Source organism: Flavobacterium rivuli WB 3.3-2 = DSM 21788, from assembly GCF_000378485.1.
In the GTDB taxonomy this organism is placed as follows: domain Bacteria; phylum Bacteroidota; class Bacteroidia; order Flavobacteriales; family Flavobacteriaceae; genus Flavobacterium; species Flavobacterium rivuli.
In genome coordinates this window covers 161281-176100 of record NZ_KB899972.1, presented here as the reverse complement: position 1 = coordinate 176100, position 14820 = coordinate 161281, and the positions used below count along the sequence as shown (strand labels likewise).

Below are 14820 nucleotides of genomic sequence, written 5' to 3'. Positions count from 1 at the left end.
GATATGTGTTATCACTGCTCTTTATTAAGCATGTAACTTTGCAGCATATAAGCAAAACTATGGATACATCATTAAATCAACAGAAGGGTACAATGGATACTCAAAGAGTGCAGGTGCCAAATAGTTATGTTACAGGTACAGCATGGGCACAAATTATTGTTCCTAACAACCGTGTTTACAATAACATGATTAAAAATGTATTGTTCGAGCCGGGGTCAAGAATGAACTGGCACACCTATCCCGGTATACAAATACTTATTGTAACAGATGGTGCCGGTTATTACCAGGAAAGAAATAAGCCTGTGCAGCTATTGCGTAACGGAGACGGAGTTACCGTACATCCCGGTGTAGAGCACTGGTATGGTGCCTGTCCTGATAGCGAATTTAAATATATTGCTATTATCAACAATACCAATACAGGATATGTTGAATGGAAAGAACGTGTAACCGACGAGCAGTATACAAGCGTGCTATAAGTGAAAAAACACTGATAGTCAGTATACTAAAAAAAGGTGCTAAATCATGATAGATTTAGCACCTTTTTTTTTGCACTTTTCTTTCTTAGAAGTAAAACTGTACAGGGTTAATTATTTTAATTTTCTGAAAGGTACTTATGTACAAAAGATATCGCCATAGAACCTTCTCCCACTGCAGATGCTATGCGGTTCATGGCACCCGATCGTACATCGCCGGCTGCAAAAATACCAGGCGTACTTGTTTCCAGTAAAAAGGGGTCGCGTTTAAGTTTCCAGCGTTGCCCAAAATCTTTGTACACTTTTAATTCGTGGCCGGTTTCTATAAATCCTCTTGGATCGCGCCTAATTTCGCTATTTAGCCAATCTGTATAAGGTTTGGCACCAATAAAAATATATAGGGCAGCGGCCGGGCCTGTTGTTTTTTCTCCTGTTACCACGTTCTCTATTGTAAGGTGTTCCAGGTGCTTGTCTCCTGTTGCCTCCTTTACTTCGGTATCAGTAAGCACTTCAATATTGGGCAGGTCGGCAATTTGCTGTATCAGGTAGGCAGACATGGTGTAGGAAAGGCTGTCGCGCCTTATTACGATATATACTTTAGTTGCAAATTTAGATAAGTAAACGGCAGATTGCCCTGCCGAATTTCCACCACCCACTATATAAACATTCTGGTCCTTACAGGCAGATGCTTCTGTAATTGCGGCACCATAATAAACCCCTGCGCCTGTAAAATCTTCTATACCCTTAGTTTCCAGTTTTCTATAATCAACACCTGTGGTAATAATTATCGCCCGGCAGTTAATCTCGCTGCCATCTGTAAGTTTAAGTATTTTATAATTGTCAACTTCCCGTATGGCCACAACTTCTTTAGGAGATAAAAATTCTGCTCCAAGGCGCCGTGTCTGGCTAATTGCCCTTTGCGCTAAATCGGCACCTGTAAGGCCCGATGGAAAACCAAGATAGTTTTCTATGCGCGAGCTTGTACCTGCCTGCCCACCGGGTGCTTTGCGCTCTATTACCAGTGTTTTTAAACCTTCAGATGCGCCATAAACCGCTGCGGCAAGCCCAGCAGGGCCGGCACCTATAATAACAACATCATACACATCTGCTGTAATTTCCGGGTTAGTACCTATACTTTCTGCAAGGGTTAGAATATCGGGCTGTTGTAGTATCTCTCCGTCTTCCAGTAGTACTATAGGCAAGCATTCGGTAGTAAGATTGTTAATTTCCAATAAATTATTGGCCTCTGTATTTTTTTCTATATCCATCCAGTGGTAGGGCATAAGGTTGCCTGCAAGAAAATCTTTAATGGTATGCGATAGCGGAGAATACTGGTAGCCTATAACGCGTATACCTTTAAAATCGGGCTTATAGTTTCTTTGCCAGTCGGTAAGTAAATCATTTAAAAGCGGGTACAGTTTGTCTTCGGCAGGATCCCAGGGTTTCATTAGGTAATAATCCAGCTGAATTTTATTGATGGCGCTAATGGCGGCTTCAGTATCAGAGTAGGCGGTAAGCAAAATTCGCTTAGCCTCCGGGAAAATTTTAATGGCCTGTTCTAAAAATTCCACACCTTCCATTTCGGGCATACGCTGGTCGCACACAAACATAGCTATGGCGCGGGCTTCATTTTTAAGTTCGGTAACCCTCTCAAGTGCTTCCTTTGCAGATGTGGTACTTATAATTTTGTACTCGCCGCTGTATTTTGCCTTAAGGTCTCTTGTAATGGCATTTAATACCTGCTGATCGTCGTCTATAGAGAATATAATTGGTTTTTCCATGTTGTTTTATTGTTTAATTATCTATAGCCGTTTTATTAATTTACAGGAAAACATAGTGTAAAAGTTGTTACTCCGGGTACAGATTCTACTTTAACAGATCCGTTATGTTTTAAAACTATTCGTTGTACAGTTTCAAGCCCCATGCCTGTTCCTTTACCAACTTCTTTCGTAGTAAAAAAGGGATCAAAAATGTTAAGCCTTATATTTTCAGGAATTCCAGGTCCATCATCGGTAATGGTAACCTTTATAAATTCGCGGTCTTTTTCGGTAGTAATAATAATTTTACCCTTCCTGTTACTTTCCATACTGTCCAGCGCATTATCTATAAGATTGGTCCATACCTGGTTAAGCTCGCCGGTATATGCCATAATGTTAGGCAGTGTACTGTCATAGTTTTGTTCCAGTTGTATATTTCCTTTTCTTATTTTATGCCCCAGTATGCTTAAGGTATTTTGTATACCGTCATGAATGTTTGTTATAATTTTTTCGGCTCCCCTGTCCATATGGGTATATATTTTTACCGATTTTATCAATTCAGAGATCCTGCCAGACGATACCTGAATGTCCTGTAGTATCTTTTCGGTAGTTAAAATATTATATATCCAGTTAAATACAGGCGACAATGCATTTTTAGGAAGTGGCTGCCCCAAAGTTTCTAACTTTTCAAAGCTAAAGTTAAAATCGGCAAATATCTCGCTCATTTCCTCATAATTTTCAATTCCGCGTTCATCAAGCCAGTCGGCAATAGCCTCTTCTTTTTTGGTTTTTTCTTTAAGGCTTAAAGCCGGCCTGTTGTTTACACCTACTATTTTCTTGATCTCTGTATTTATAGTATCAAGCTGGGATGCGGAAAGAGATAGTGCAGCAAGGTTTTTAAAAGTTTCAGGCTCCAGCAGCAAATGCTGCCTTAGTGATAAAGAATCGCTTACTAATGCTGCTGCAGGATTATTTAACTCATGGGCAAGCCCGGCAGCTAATTTACCTAACGCGGCCATTTTATCGTTTTGCTGCTGCATTGTAGTAAAATCGCGCACCCTGTTGTTCATAATGTGCACGAGTGCCTGGGTAAGCTCAAAGTGGTCGTGCATCATGGTGCGAATTTCATCGGTGTTAAAAGAGAGCAATTTTACAGGGCTTGTTGCCTGTACATGCACGCTCGAATTAACACCCCTTGAATAAGGCAGGTAGCCAAAAATATTACCTTCCTGAAATACCGTAATCTCCCTGTTAACATTTCCCTGTTTAATATATATATAAACACGGCCTTCCAGAATAAAGTGTGGCCCGGATATTTGAGTACCCTCAACCGCAATAAATTCTCCTTCGGCATAGGTAACAATTTTACTGTGTTGCTCCAGCCATTCCAACTGATTTTCAGGGACAGAAACCAGCGCTTCAAATTGCTGTAATTGCTTTGTATACAGTGCCATATTGTTAAAAAATTATATGGTATAAGATTACGCGAAAATTATTAACTATCCCAAAATTTAAGATTATTTTTAGTATGTTTTTAACTTTTATTTAAGGTTAAAAGAAAGCTGTAAACCAATAATGATGTATATGCAGGGTTTATTACCAGGAAATAGGAACGTAGTCTTTTAAAAATTTGCCGCACCAGTGCTTTCCTGTATTAATGCCATCAAACAGCGGATCCATAACCCTTGCGGCTCCGTCTACAATATCTAACGGGGGCTGAAAATCTTCTTCCTCTTGTTTTCTTTTTGCTAATTCGGCAGGGTCTTCATCTGTTACCCAGCCAGTATCTACGGCGTTCATAAAAATACCTTCTTTTGCCAGGGAGCCGGCAGCAGTATGCGTTAGCATATTTAATGCCGCTTTAGCCATATTAGTATGTGGGTGGCGGTCATCTTTATAACCATAATAAAACTTACCCTCCATGGCAGAGACATTAATAATGTGTTTTTGCCCGGTATTGTCCTTTTTCATTACCTCGGCAAGCCGGTTACACAGTACAAAAGGAGCTACCGAATTAACTAATTGTACCTCTATCATTTCGGTAGTCTCAATCTGGCCTAATTTTAACCGCCAGCTGTTGGTTTTTCTTAAGTCTACCTGCTGTAAATCGGCATCCAGTTCTCCCTCCGGAAAAGCCTCTTTTGCAACCAGTGCATTATCAAAAGAATAAGGAATTTGCGACAGCTTTGCAGATGCCCTTAACCCAATTCCGGGCTCCGGCCCATGCCAGGTTACCGGCATGTTATCGTTAGATGATGCTCCTGTGGTAAGTACCTTAAGCTCCTGCAGGCAATTTATATGGTCTGTTAATACATCTTGTACCCGTTGCGGTAAAGCAGTAATTGGCAACTCTTCATTTTCCATCAAATGAGTGTAAAACCCGGCCGGGCGCCTTACAGTTTGTGCAGCATTATTAATAAGAACATCTAAACGGTTGTACTTTTGTTCTATAAAATTGCAAAAAATCTCTACGCTTGGTATGTGGCGTAAATCTAAACCGTGAATTTTTAAGCGGTGTCCCCATTCCATAAAATCATCTTCTTTAGCAAAACGTATTGCCGAGTCTACCGGAAAACGCGTAGTAGCAATAACTGTTGCGCCGCCACGCAATAACATTAATGTAATGTGGTAGCCTATTTTTAAGCGGGAGCCTGTTACAACTGCTATCTGGCCTTTTACATTAGCTGTCTGAAAACGTTTTGCATAGTTAAAATCGCCGCAATCGGTACACATCGTGTCATAAAAGTGGTGCATTTTAGTAAACGGAGTTTTACACACGTAACAGTTTCTGGGTGTTTTTAATTCTAATTGCTCTTTATCTCTTAAATCGTTTAGGCTTAATAGTTTTGGGGCTATAAAAATATTTGCTTCGCGGGCATCCCTTATTCCCGTAACCTTGCGGGCAATTCTGTCCTGCTTTTCTAATTTTCGTTTTGCGGCAAGCTTCCCGTCTTTTTTCCGGCGGGAAAGCTCATCGCGGTCTGGCCTGGAAAATTGTCCTGCAGCTTTAATCAGGGCAGTTCTTTGCTCTTTAGGTATATCAAATATTTGATTGGTATCATTATTTAATTGTGTTAGCAAAGCAATACATTTCTCTATATCGTGAAGGTTTACAGCGGGTGTAATATCATCGTTCGTCGTCATAAAATATCATTTTGAAAGACGGTAAACCGCCGGGCTGCAAATATACTTTTAAATATTTTTACGATTAATTTTTTTTGTGCAGGTTAAAGGGTTACAACAAAACTTGTTTTATAAGTATAAAGGTTTTTTTGCACCTGCTTTGAAATAACAAAAATACACGCGAAGACTGTATGAGTAGTAACAACCAATTAAATAGCCATGACAGATAAATAATGTAAATATAGTTAGACGATTCATGCATTAACTAAGGGGGAAATAAGGTACAAAAAAATCCGGGCTTTACAGGCCCGGATTTTTACGCACTAATAAACTAAGATAAAAGGCTTACCTCAATCGGTCTGCTGATTTTACAAGATCCTCATCCCTTTTGATAGCCCTGTTTGCAAGGCTTATAAAAACGATAGAAACAATAGGGAGGAACATCCCAATACCCTTCTCAGACACATTAGCATCTCCGGATAAATTTAGCGACTTATATATAAATAATCCTAATAAAATTAAATTCAGAATCAAATTCAGCCTGCCTAAAACAAACTGTTTTTTTCGGTTTTTATAAGTAAAGATGCCTATTATAGATAACGTGGCACTAAACACAAATAGCAACACATAGGCAATGTTGTCATACAAGGTTACAACCTCACCGTTCTCTAATGTGTAGAGCGGTAAAAAAAACGGTAATATACCGCTGGCTATAACCGCTATGAGTAAATAAATACTTTGTATTCTTTGTAACATTTGCTTATAATTGCTGCACAAAAATATGCTTTCTTTTTAAAAAATACTATTGTATACTGAAAATAAATTTGTAATATTGCAATACAAAACCATAAATACTTCATTCTGCGAAGTATTATGTCTTCAAAAATCCCATTATATTTTTGTCCTCACCAGAATTTGCCTAAATTAACCCAAATCATACATGTTTGATATTTCTGAATTAAAAGAAATGAAGCTTCCTGAGCTTCAGGAAATTGCTAAAAAAGCAAAGATTAACAAATACCGGGGCCTGAAAAAAGACGAACTTGTTTACCAGATTCTCGATCATCAGGCAGCAAACCCTGCCCAGATATTGCCACTTTTTGAAGAAACGGCGGCCGCTGCAACTCCTGCAGATGAACCAAAAACTAAAAGGGCAAGGATAACCAAAGGAGATGAAGCCGAAACTAAGAAAGCTAAACCACTACCTGAGGTAACAGAGATAACTGAAGGTATAGTTGCAGATACCCCAAAGCCTGAGGATACTGTTGCTGAAGCTCTGCCAGCAAAACCTGAAAGGGTTTTTAAAAAGAAAACAGAATTTACAAAGCAGGAACCTGCTACTACAGAAAATACACCTGAAGCAATACCGGTTAAGGAAACTGCTACAGAAACTGAAACCCCTGCAGCAGAAGTTGCAAAAACTGATACTGCCGAAGCAAAACCTGCTATTACAGCGGCAAATAAAATACAGCCAAGAGACAGGAAAATTATTGCTAAAGATGGTGCGCAGCCAAAAGCCGGCGATGCTCCTGCAAGGCAGCGGCCACAACTTACGGAAGAAGAAAGGCAGGCGCAGATTGAAAGGGCTAATGCTAACAACCCTAACCACCCAAGCTACAAAAAGCGTTTGCAGGAACAACAGGCTACCCCGGATGCACCGGCTGCACCTGTTGCCGCACAAAATACCCCACAGCCCATTATTACACCAACACCGCAAATAAGCACGTTGGGTAACCAGCCTGTACAAAATAAGAAACAAAATTACCGCGAGCCAGATTATGAGTTTGACGGTATTATAGAAAGTGAAGGTGTGCTGGAAATGATGCCCGATGGCTATGGTTTCCTTCGCTCATCTGATTACAACTACCTTGCATCGCCGGATGATATTTACCTGTCTAACTCTCAAATACGTTTATTTGGACTTAAAACAGGAGATACCGTAAAAGGAGTGGTGCGCCCACCTAAAGAAGGCGAAAAATACTTTCCGCTTGTAAAAGTTAATAAAATTAACGGGCATGACCCGCAGGTAGTGCGCGACAGGATATCTTTTGAGCACCTTACCCCGGTATTTCCTTCGGAAAAATTTAATATTGCCGAAAAACAGAGTACTATATCTACAAGGATTATAGACCTGTTTTCACCTATAGGCAAAGGGCAGCGCGGTATGATCGTGGCACAGCCTAAAACGGGTAAAACCATGTTGCTTAAAGATATAGCAAATGCTATTGCAGCTAACCACCCGGAAGTGTACCTTTTAGTTTTATTGATAGATGAACGCCCGGAAGAGGTTACAGATATGCAGCGTAGCGTAAGGGGAGAGGTTATTGCCTCTACTTTTGATAAAGAACCGCAGGAACACGTTAAGATTGCAAATATAGTGCTCGAAAAAGCAAAACGCCTTGTAGAGTGCGGGCATGACGTAGTAATATTGTTAGACTCTATTACCCGTCTTGCAAGGGCTTATAACACCGTACAGCCGGCATCTGGTAAAGTATTAAGTGGTGGTGTAGATGCTAATGCACTGCAAAAACCCAAACGCTTTTTTGGTGCAGCCCGTAACATAGAAGGCGGTGGATCTTTAAGTATAATTGCTACAGCACTTACAGATACAGGTTCTAAAATGGATGAGGTTATCTTTGAAGAGTTTAAAGGTACCGGTAATATGGAGCTTCAGCTGGACAGGAAGATTGCTAACAGGCGTATTTTCCCTGCCATCGACCTTACATCGTCGAGCACCAGGAGAGACGATTTGCTGCTTGATGAAAAAACAATACAGCGTATGTGGATCATGAGGAAATACCTTGCCGATATGAACCCTATTGAGGCTATGGACTTTATAAACGACCGTTTTAAAAAGACCCGCAATAATAATGAGTTCCTTATCTCTATGAATGATTAATTGTAGGTTCTAAAACCATAAGGCGGACTTAGTGCCTGAGGTTCTTATAAAACACATAAACATAAAAAAGCCGCATGAAAATTAATTCATGCGGCTTTTATATATGTATTTATTCTTATTTTTTGGCTAAAGCGGCTTCATACTTTTTAGTAACGGCAGCCCAGTTAATTACGTTGTAAAACGCAGTAATATAGTCTGGCCTTTTGTTTTGATAGTTAAGGTAGTAAGCATGTTCCCAAACGTCAAGTGCAAGAATAGGAATACCGGTAACAGCCTGGCCCTTCATAAGTGGGTTATCCTGGTTAGGAGTGCTTGTTACAGCAAGCTTACCCTCTTTAGTTACAATAAGCCAGGCCCAGCCAGATCCAAATTGTTTTGTAGCAGCTTCCGTAAATAATTTCTGGAAGGCATCATACGAACCAAAATCTTTATTAATAGCTTCGGCTAACGCTCCTGTAGGCGCACCACCTGCTTTAGGACCCATTATTTCCCAGAAAAGGCCATGGTTGTAATAACCACCACCATTGTTTCTTACGGCTTTGTTTTCAGGATCAAGCGTAGCAAATATTTCTTCTATGGTTTTGTTCTCAAGATCAGTACCTTTTGTAGCTTTATTAAGCTCATCGGTATATTTTTTGTAATGCTTAGAGTAGTGTATTTCCATAGTTCTTGCATCAATATTTGGGGCAAGTGCATCATAAGCATACGGTAATTTTGTCATCTGAAATTTACCTGCGGCATCTTCTGCCTTAACATCATCAGGGTTTCCTACGGGTGCAGCGGCTTCTTTTTGAGGTTCAGGAACCGTTACTACTTCTTCAAGGTTATTTTTGTCTTTGCATGATTGCAATGCAGCCACAACAGCCAGTGCAGAAAAGAAAATTTTTATTTTTTTCATAAGAATACAGGTTTATTTAGTTAGCGAATCAATCGTCTCTATATACAATTTTTTGGCCTCATCTGGTGTAAGGTGCCTTATCTGCATCCATGCGTTCATCTTAAAGGCATCCCTTAAATTAACCGACTGGTGGTGTGTAGTTACATGGCCCTGCCCGGATGTTGCCTGCTTGTAGTAAGCATAAATACGCAGCATAAGGTCCTGAGGCAATGCTTCAGTCATTTTAGAGGCTCTTTCAAAAGCTTCGTCAAAAAGGGTATCCAGGTCTTTATCCGGCATGTATTATTCTTTTACAGCAATTATTGTTTTACCTCCTATAGCTTTCTGGTTAAGTACAACATTAACTTGTGTACCTAAAGGTAAGAAAATATCTACTCTCGACCCAAATTTTATGAAACCCGCATCAGTTCCCTGCACTACCTGCATACCTTCCTGTGCATAGTTTACAATCCTTCTGGCAAGAGCACCGGCAATTTGCCTGTATAAAATTTCTCCAAAATAGGTGTTTTCAATAACCACAGTTGTACGCTCATTTTCGGTACTCGCTTTTGGATGCCATGCTACAAGGTATTTACCAGGATGGTATTTGCTGTATTTTACCAAACCATTTACGGCATAGCGTGTTACGTGTACATTTATAGGCGACATAAAGATAGATACCTGCAGGCGGTTTTCTTTAAAATATTCTGCCTCATATACCTCTTCTATAACAACTACCTTACCATCTACAGGTGCAATAATGTTATGATCTGCCGCAGTAACAGGGCGTTTCGGGTTCCTGAAAAACTGTAAGATTATTATAAGGAAAAGCAGAGCAAAAACCTGCACCAATTTTAACAGCCAAAAGCTGTGTATAAACTCTTCTGATAATAATACAACTCCAACGGTTACTGCTAAAGCAATAAAAATAATTTTAGCTCCTTCTTTATGAAACATAGTTTAAGATTTGGTAATACAAAAATATGAAAGGTATTGCAAATAACACACTATCCAGCCTGTCAAGTATTCCGCCGTGGCCGGGCATTATGTTACCGCTGTCTTTAACACCGGCATTGCGTTTAAGTTGCGACTCTACAAGATCGCCTAATGTGCCAAAAATTACAAGTATGGCTGTAAAAGTCATCCATTGCCATGTGGTAAAAAACATAAAATAATCGCTCTGGCCTAAAATGTAAGCAAAAGCTATTGTAAAAATCATGCCGCCAATAAAACCTTCAATTGTTTTTTTGGGCGATATACGTTCAAACAATTTACGTTTACCAATGCTTTTACCCACTATATAAGCAAAGGTATCGTTTGCCCATATTAATATAAATGTGCCAATTATAATAAATGGATTATAATCATTTTGTAAAAACGGAAGTTTTATGATAAGTAAAAACGGTATAACAACGTACCCTATTAACCTTGCAAGTTTTGCAGTGTTGTCTCTGGTAGTGGCAGAACCTTTTTTAAAGAGGTCAAACAACAGGCTTACCGCAATAAAAAGTGCACCTAAGTTAAGCAACAGGTTAGATGTAAAGTTATTATTTAACCGTATACCAAATAATACAAAGCCTGCTATAGCTATAATAATCGCTGATGTTTTATTAAGGTTTGTTAGCCGGCAAAATTCTATTACGGCTATAACAAGAAAAACACCAAACAAGGCTAAAAAACTTGTAGGGGAGTAAAGTGTAGCGGCTAAAAGCAGAACAATATAAACTATGCCCGAGAGCGCCCTGGTTATACTTTCGTTCATACTAAAGGTCTTCTAAAAGCAACAGGTATAAATTTTTTGCTACACTGCCATAGTGTAAAAAATCTTCTTCCTTCGCTTTTTCAAAATATTTAATCGCCGTTATATTAGTAGGGTAATCCTTATCGTATTTCTTTTTTATTTGCCTGAGGCAATCGGTCTTGTTGGCAAGCATCTGGCTTGTGGTTGCATAAATAATCATATTATCAGGCAACTCATTGGGCTTGTTTTGCTTAATTTGCTTAGACGAAAAAAGTATAGAACCTTCATCGGCCACAAGGCTTTCGCAGGTAGCTAATAAAAACTTAGGATTTTTAGGATTGTTGTAAGTAAGCCTGTTTTCGTCGAGCAGGGTATGCAGTTTAGGTTCAAAGCAAAGTACTTCGCACTCAAACCAGTCATTTTCCTCAAGTACATTTAAAAACTGTTCATGTACATCGCTAAGGCTGTCGCAATAAATAAATTTACCGCCGTTTTTCCTGAAATTTATGGTAAATAACTCATCAATAGGCAATTGATTTTCCGGAAGAAAATCGCTGTTATCCGTCGCTCTTTCTTCTCCCGAAACATCTCCACTACCAAAAATCTTTTTAAAAAGGCTCATATTTGTAAATCCCAAATGGTTTGCTTAATGACCAAAGATAAAAAAATCTTAACTCAATCATACGATTGGGTTAAGATTTTTAATTTTAATTTAATATTTTTTGCTTAAGCCTCAGTAATTACCTCATGCCCTGATTTTTCGAACGGGCGGCTGCCAAAAATCGTTTCAAGGTCGTCTTTAAAAATCACCTCTTTTTCAATTAATATGTCGGCAAGTTTAAGCAGCTTGTCTTTATTTTCTATCAATAAAGTAATTGCACGTTGATACTGCGATTCAATAAGCGTAGAAATTTCTTTGTCAATTATCTGCGCTGTATCTTCAGAGTATGGTTTGCCAAAGTTATATTCACTCTGTCCACTCGAATCGTAATAGGTTACATTACCCACTTTTTCGTTTAGGCCATATATTGTAACCATGGCACGTGCCTGTTTAGTTACTTTTTCGAGGTCGCTTAATGCACCGGTAGATATTTTATCAAAAATAACCCTCTCTGCTGCACGGCCACCCATAGTAGCACACATTTCGTCAAGCATTTGTTCCGGCCTTACAATAAGCCTTTCTTCCGGCAGGTACCATGCGGCGCCAAGGCTTTGGCCTCTTGGCACAATAGTAACCTTAACAAGAGGGGCAGCATGCTCCAGCATCCAGCTTACGGTAGCGTGGCCTGCTTCGTGAACGGCAATGGCACGTTTCTCTTCGGTAGATATTATTTTGTTTTTCTTTTCAAGACCACCTACAATACGGTCTACCGCATCAAGGAAATCCTGTTTATCTACTGCAGTTTTGTTGTTACGGGCAGCAATAAGGGCAGCTTCGTTACATACATTTGCAATATCTGCGCCAGAGAAGCCCGGTGTTTGCTTGGCAAGAAACTCAGTATCCAGGTGTTCTGATTTTTTGATGGGCTTTAAATGCACCTCAAAGATTTCACGACGTTCCCTAATATCCGGAAGGTCTACATATATCTGCCTGTCAAAACGTCCTGCACGCATAAGTGCTTTATCAAGTACATCGGCACGGTTAGTGGCTGCAAGTACAATAACATTAGTATTAGTACCAAAACCATCCATCTCTGTAAGCAGCTGGTTAAGGGTATTTTCGCGCTCATCATTAGATCCTGAGAAATTGTTTTTACCACGGGCACGGCCAACGGCATCAATTTCATCTATAAATATAATGGCTGGCGATTTTTCTTTAGCCTGCTTAAACAGGTCACGAACACGGCTTGCGCCCACACCTACAAACATCTCTACAAAATCAGATCCAGAAAGTGAGAAGAAAGGTACTTTAGCCTCGCCTGCAACGGCTTTAGCCAATAAAGTTTTACCCGTTCCAGGAGGGCCTACAAGTAATGCCCCTTTAGGAATTTTACCACCTATGCTTGTGTACTTTTCGGGCGTTCTAAGAAATTCTACAATTTCCTGTATCTCTTCTTTAGCACCTTCAAGGCCGGCAACGTCTTTAAATGTAACTTTAATATCGTTCTTTTCGTCAAAAAGCTTTGCTTTAGATTTTCCTATGTTAAATATCTGTCCGCCGCCGCCTGCAGCACCACCGCCAGACATCCTGCGCATCATGAATATCCATAATGCCACAATAATAAGTAATGGTACTAAAGTAATAAGCCATTCGCCTAATGCGCTATCCTGCTCTGCCGAGTATTCACTTAGTCTTCCGGCTTTAGTGGCTTCGTCCAGTTTTTTCTTAAAAAGCTCGTTATTATCGCCAATAACTACTGTATATTGTGGTCCTTTGTTAGGGTTGCCAAACATATCTTTTTGTACTTTTTCGTGCTCCTTTAGCTTAAGGGCTTCAGGTTTTAAGTACACATCTGCAGTTGTTTTATTATAAGTTACCTTTTTTACCTGGCTTTCATCAAGAAATTTGTAAAAGGTAGAAAGCGAAGTAGGTTTGGTTTCATTCCATGACGTACTGGCTGCAAAGTAATTATAGGCAAGAAAAGCTAATAAAAGTCCCCCATAAATGAACCATGGGCTTATTTTTAACTTATTAGGTTTATTATCGTTTGACATGAAAATGCTTCTTTATTAATAATTGTTTCCAATAGACGTAATCCTGGCGTCACCCCACAGGCTTTCTATGTTGTAGTACTCACGAATGTGTTTTTGAAATACGTGCACCACTATGTTTACATAGTCCATAAGCACCCATTCGCCATTCTCTGTACCTTCAACATGCCACGGCTTGTCGTGTAATTCTTTAGAAACTATTTTTTGGATTGAGTGAACAATCGCGTTCACCTGCGTATTAGAGTTACCGTTGCATATTACAAAATAGTCGCAAACGGTATTGTCAATTGCCCTTAAATCGAGAATATCAATATCATTTCCTTTTACTTCTTCTATCCCCTTGATGATATTTGCTAACAGATCATCATTGTTTACATTTTTGTTCGCCATCTAAAATTTTATATATTACGCAAAGTTATCATTTTTGTATTTACTTTTGAATCTTATTTACGATTAAAAAGATAAAGACCCGTTTATTTGTAATGAATATCATCAAACTCAGTGCCACAAACTCTACTAACGATTACCTTAAACAGCTTACTGCTACACAGCATGTAGACAATTTTACTATTGTAGTTACAGAAAACCAGATGGAAGGGAAGGGCCAAATGGGGGCTAAGTGGAATGCCGAACCCGGTAAGAACCTTACTTTTAGCATCTTGGTAAGGGATTTATTGCCAGATGTTACCGGTATTTTTAACCTTAATGTAGCCGTTGCTGTAAGTATTGCCCAGGCACTGGAGCAATTAAGTATACCTGCATTAAAAATTAAATGGCCTAACGACATTTTGGCAGGTAATAAAAAAATTGGCGGTATACTTATAGAAAACAGTTTTAAGACAGGCGGGGAGATATTTTCTGTCATAGGGATAGGGCTTAATGTAAACCAGAAAAACTTTGATGGGCTGCCCAAAGCGTCATCGCTATGCGTAGCGGCAGGGCGTGATTTTAATAAAGACGAAGTTATGGTCGCTGTGGTAACTAAATTGCAGCATAATATTGCCCGGTTAATGAATAATGATACAGCGTATTTATGGCAGGGATATATTGACAGGCTGTATAAAATAGGTGTACCCATGCCTTTTGAAAGTGGGGCTAACAAGTTTATGGGCATAATTAGGGGTGTTACACCTACCGGGCAGTTAGAAGTGCTTTTAGAAAATGATACCACAGCACATTATGCTATTAAAGAAGTGCAGTTGTTGTACTAACATAATCTGCCTGTAGGTAGTGTACAAGAAGGTATCTGATAAAATGTAAAACCGGCAGGTTATTTTAGGGCTAACAAAAAAAAGTAA

The 14820-nt window shown here is 39.4% G+C and carries 14 protein-coding genes; 3 read left to right on the top strand and 11 right to left on the bottom strand.

Translation table 11 applies throughout. The features are described from left to right. Positions 1–92 precede the first annotated feature (92 nt). Entirely contained in the window at positions 93–476 is a 384-nt protein-coding gene (locus F565_RS0115710; protein ID WP_231559618.1) for a cupin domain-containing protein, read from the top strand. 116 nt (positions 477–592) lie between these two features. Here the strand turns inward: F565_RS0115710 and F565_RS0115705 are convergent, their stop codons facing one another. The 4 genes from F565_RS0115705 to F565_RS0115690 form a co-directional block, all read right to left on the bottom strand. Next, positions 593–2254 carry an NAD(P)/FAD-dependent oxidoreductase gene (locus tag F565_RS0115705; protein ID WP_020214195.1) on the bottom strand — a complete coding sequence of 554 codons (1662 nt, stop codon included), beginning with the start codon at positions 2252–2254 and terminating at the stop codon, positions 593–595. A gap of 35 nt (positions 2255–2289) precedes the next feature. After that, positions 2290–3684, bottom strand: coding sequence for an ATP-binding protein (locus F565_RS0115700; protein WP_020214194.1), 1395 nt, complete (start codon positions 3682–3684; stop codon positions 2290–2292). Positions 3685–3826: 142 nt separating this feature from the next. After that, entirely contained in the window at positions 3827–5374 is a 1548-nt protein-coding gene (locus tag F565_RS0115695; protein ID WP_020214193.1) for an SDR family NAD(P)-dependent oxidoreductase, read from the bottom strand. Between the two features lie 324 nt (positions 5375–5698). Next, positions 5699–6109 (bottom strand): DUF4293 domain-containing protein, encoded by a 411-nt coding sequence (locus F565_RS0115690; RefSeq protein ID WP_020214192.1) that lies wholly within the window; start codon positions 6107–6109, stop codon positions 5699–5701. A 184-nt stretch (positions 6110–6293) separates the two neighbouring features. Between F565_RS0115690 and rho the strand changes: the two genes are divergently transcribed. Further along, positions 6294–8252, top strand: a complete 1959-nt coding sequence (gene rho, locus F565_RS0115685; protein ID WP_020214191.1) for a transcription termination factor Rho — start codon at positions 6294–6296, stop codon at positions 8250–8252. A 115-nt stretch (positions 8253–8367) separates the two neighbouring features. On the opposite strand, the gene F565_RS21805 is transcribed toward rho, so the two are convergent. From F565_RS21805 to rsfS, 7 genes are all read right to left on the bottom strand, one after another. After that, on the bottom strand, positions 8368–9150 hold the full coding sequence (locus F565_RS21805; RefSeq protein WP_020214190.1) for a superoxide dismutase: 783 nt from the start codon (positions 9148–9150) through the stop codon (positions 8368–8370). A gap of 12 nt (positions 9151–9162) precedes the next feature. Then, the gene (locus F565_RS0115675) at positions 9163–9429 is read right to left on the bottom strand and encodes an acyl-CoA-binding protein (protein WP_020214189.1); all 267 of its coding nucleotides are present in this window, start codon (positions 9427–9429) and stop codon (positions 9163–9165) included. A gap of 3 nt (positions 9430–9432) precedes the next feature. Beyond that, positions 9433–10086, bottom strand: coding sequence for a phosphatidylserine decarboxylase family protein (locus F565_RS0115670; protein WP_020214188.1), 654 nt, complete (start codon positions 10084–10086; stop codon positions 9433–9435). Beyond that, positions 10076–10891 (bottom strand): phosphatidate cytidylyltransferase, encoded by an 816-nt coding sequence (locus tag F565_RS0115665; RefSeq protein ID WP_020214187.1) that lies wholly within the window; start codon positions 10889–10891, stop codon positions 10076–10078. The genes F565_RS0115670 and F565_RS0115665 overlap by 11 nt, the downstream gene beginning before the upstream one ends. A gap of 1 nt (position 10892) precedes the next feature. Further along, positions 10893–11492, bottom strand: a complete 600-nt coding sequence (locus F565_RS0115660; RefSeq protein ID WP_020214186.1) for a hypothetical protein — start codon at positions 11490–11492, stop codon at positions 10893–10895. A gap of 104 nt (positions 11493–11596) precedes the next feature. After that, a complete protein-coding gene (ftsH, locus tag F565_RS0115650) occupies positions 11597–13525 on the bottom strand; it encodes an ATP-dependent zinc metalloprotease FtsH (protein WP_020214185.1) in 1929 nt (642 codons plus the stop codon). Between the two features lie 15 nt (positions 13526–13540). Beyond that, the gene (gene rsfS, locus F565_RS0115645; protein ID WP_020214184.1) at positions 13541–13912 is read right to left on the bottom strand and encodes a ribosome silencing factor; all 372 of its coding nucleotides are present in this window, start codon (positions 13910–13912) and stop codon (positions 13541–13543) included. A 92-nt stretch (positions 13913–14004) separates the two neighbouring features. On the opposite strand from rsfS, the gene F565_RS0115640 reads away from it, so the two are divergent. Next, on the top strand, positions 14005–14733 hold the full coding sequence (locus F565_RS0115640) for a biotin--[acetyl-CoA-carboxylase] ligase (RefSeq protein WP_020214183.1): 729 nt from the start codon (positions 14005–14007) through the stop codon (positions 14731–14733). Positions 14734–14820 lie beyond the last annotated feature (87 nt).

What these genes read in the sequence shown, in the direction of transcription:
- F565_RS0115710 (WP_231559618.1), top strand. Translation starts at nt 93, where the DNA reads ATGGATACTCAAAGAGTGCAGGTGCCAAATAGTTATGTTACAGGTACA.
- F565_RS0115705 (WP_020214195.1), bottom strand. Translation starts at nt 2,254, where the DNA reads ATGGAAAAACCAATTATATTCTCTATAGACGACGATCAGCAGGTATTA.
- F565_RS0115700 (WP_020214194.1), bottom strand. Translation starts at nt 3,684, where the DNA reads ATGGCACTGTATACAAAGCAATTACAGCAATTTGAAGCGCTGGTTTCT.
- F565_RS0115695 (WP_020214193.1), bottom strand. Translation starts at nt 5,374, where the DNA reads ATGACGACGAACGATGATATTACACCCGCTGTAAACCTTCACGATATA.
- F565_RS0115690 (WP_020214192.1), bottom strand. Translation starts at nt 6,109, where the DNA reads ATGTTACAAAGAATACAAAGTATTTATTTACTCATAGCGGTTATAGCC.
- rho (WP_020214191.1), top strand. Translation starts at nt 6,294, where the DNA reads ATGTTTGATATTTCTGAATTAAAAGAAATGAAGCTTCCTGAGCTTCAG.
- F565_RS21805 (WP_020214190.1), bottom strand. Translation starts at nt 9,150, where the DNA reads ATGAAAAAAATAAAAATTTTCTTTTCTGCACTGGCTGTTGTGGCTGCA.
- F565_RS0115675 (WP_020214189.1), bottom strand. Translation starts at nt 9,429, where the DNA reads ATGCCGGATAAAGACCTGGATACCCTTTTTGACGAAGCTTTTGAAAGA.
- F565_RS0115670 (WP_020214188.1), bottom strand. Translation starts at nt 10,086, where the DNA reads ATGTTTCATAAAGAAGGAGCTAAAATTATTTTTATTGCTTTAGCAGTA.
- F565_RS0115665 (WP_020214187.1), bottom strand. Translation starts at nt 10,891, where the DNA reads ATGAACGAAAGTATAACCAGGGCGCTCTCGGGCATAGTTTATATTGTT.
- F565_RS0115660 (WP_020214186.1), bottom strand. Translation starts at nt 11,492, where the DNA reads ATGAGCCTTTTTAAAAAGATTTTTGGTAGTGGAGATGTTTCGGGAGAA.
- ftsH (WP_020214185.1), bottom strand. Translation starts at nt 13,525, where the DNA reads ATGTCAAACGATAATAAACCTAATAAGTTAAAAATAAGCCCATGGTTC.
- rsfS (WP_020214184.1), bottom strand. Translation starts at nt 13,912, where the DNA reads ATGGCGAACAAAAATGTAAACAATGATGATCTGTTAGCAAATATCATC.
- F565_RS0115640 (WP_020214183.1), top strand. Translation starts at nt 14,005, where the DNA reads ATGAATATCATCAAACTCAGTGCCACAAACTCTACTAACGATTACCTT.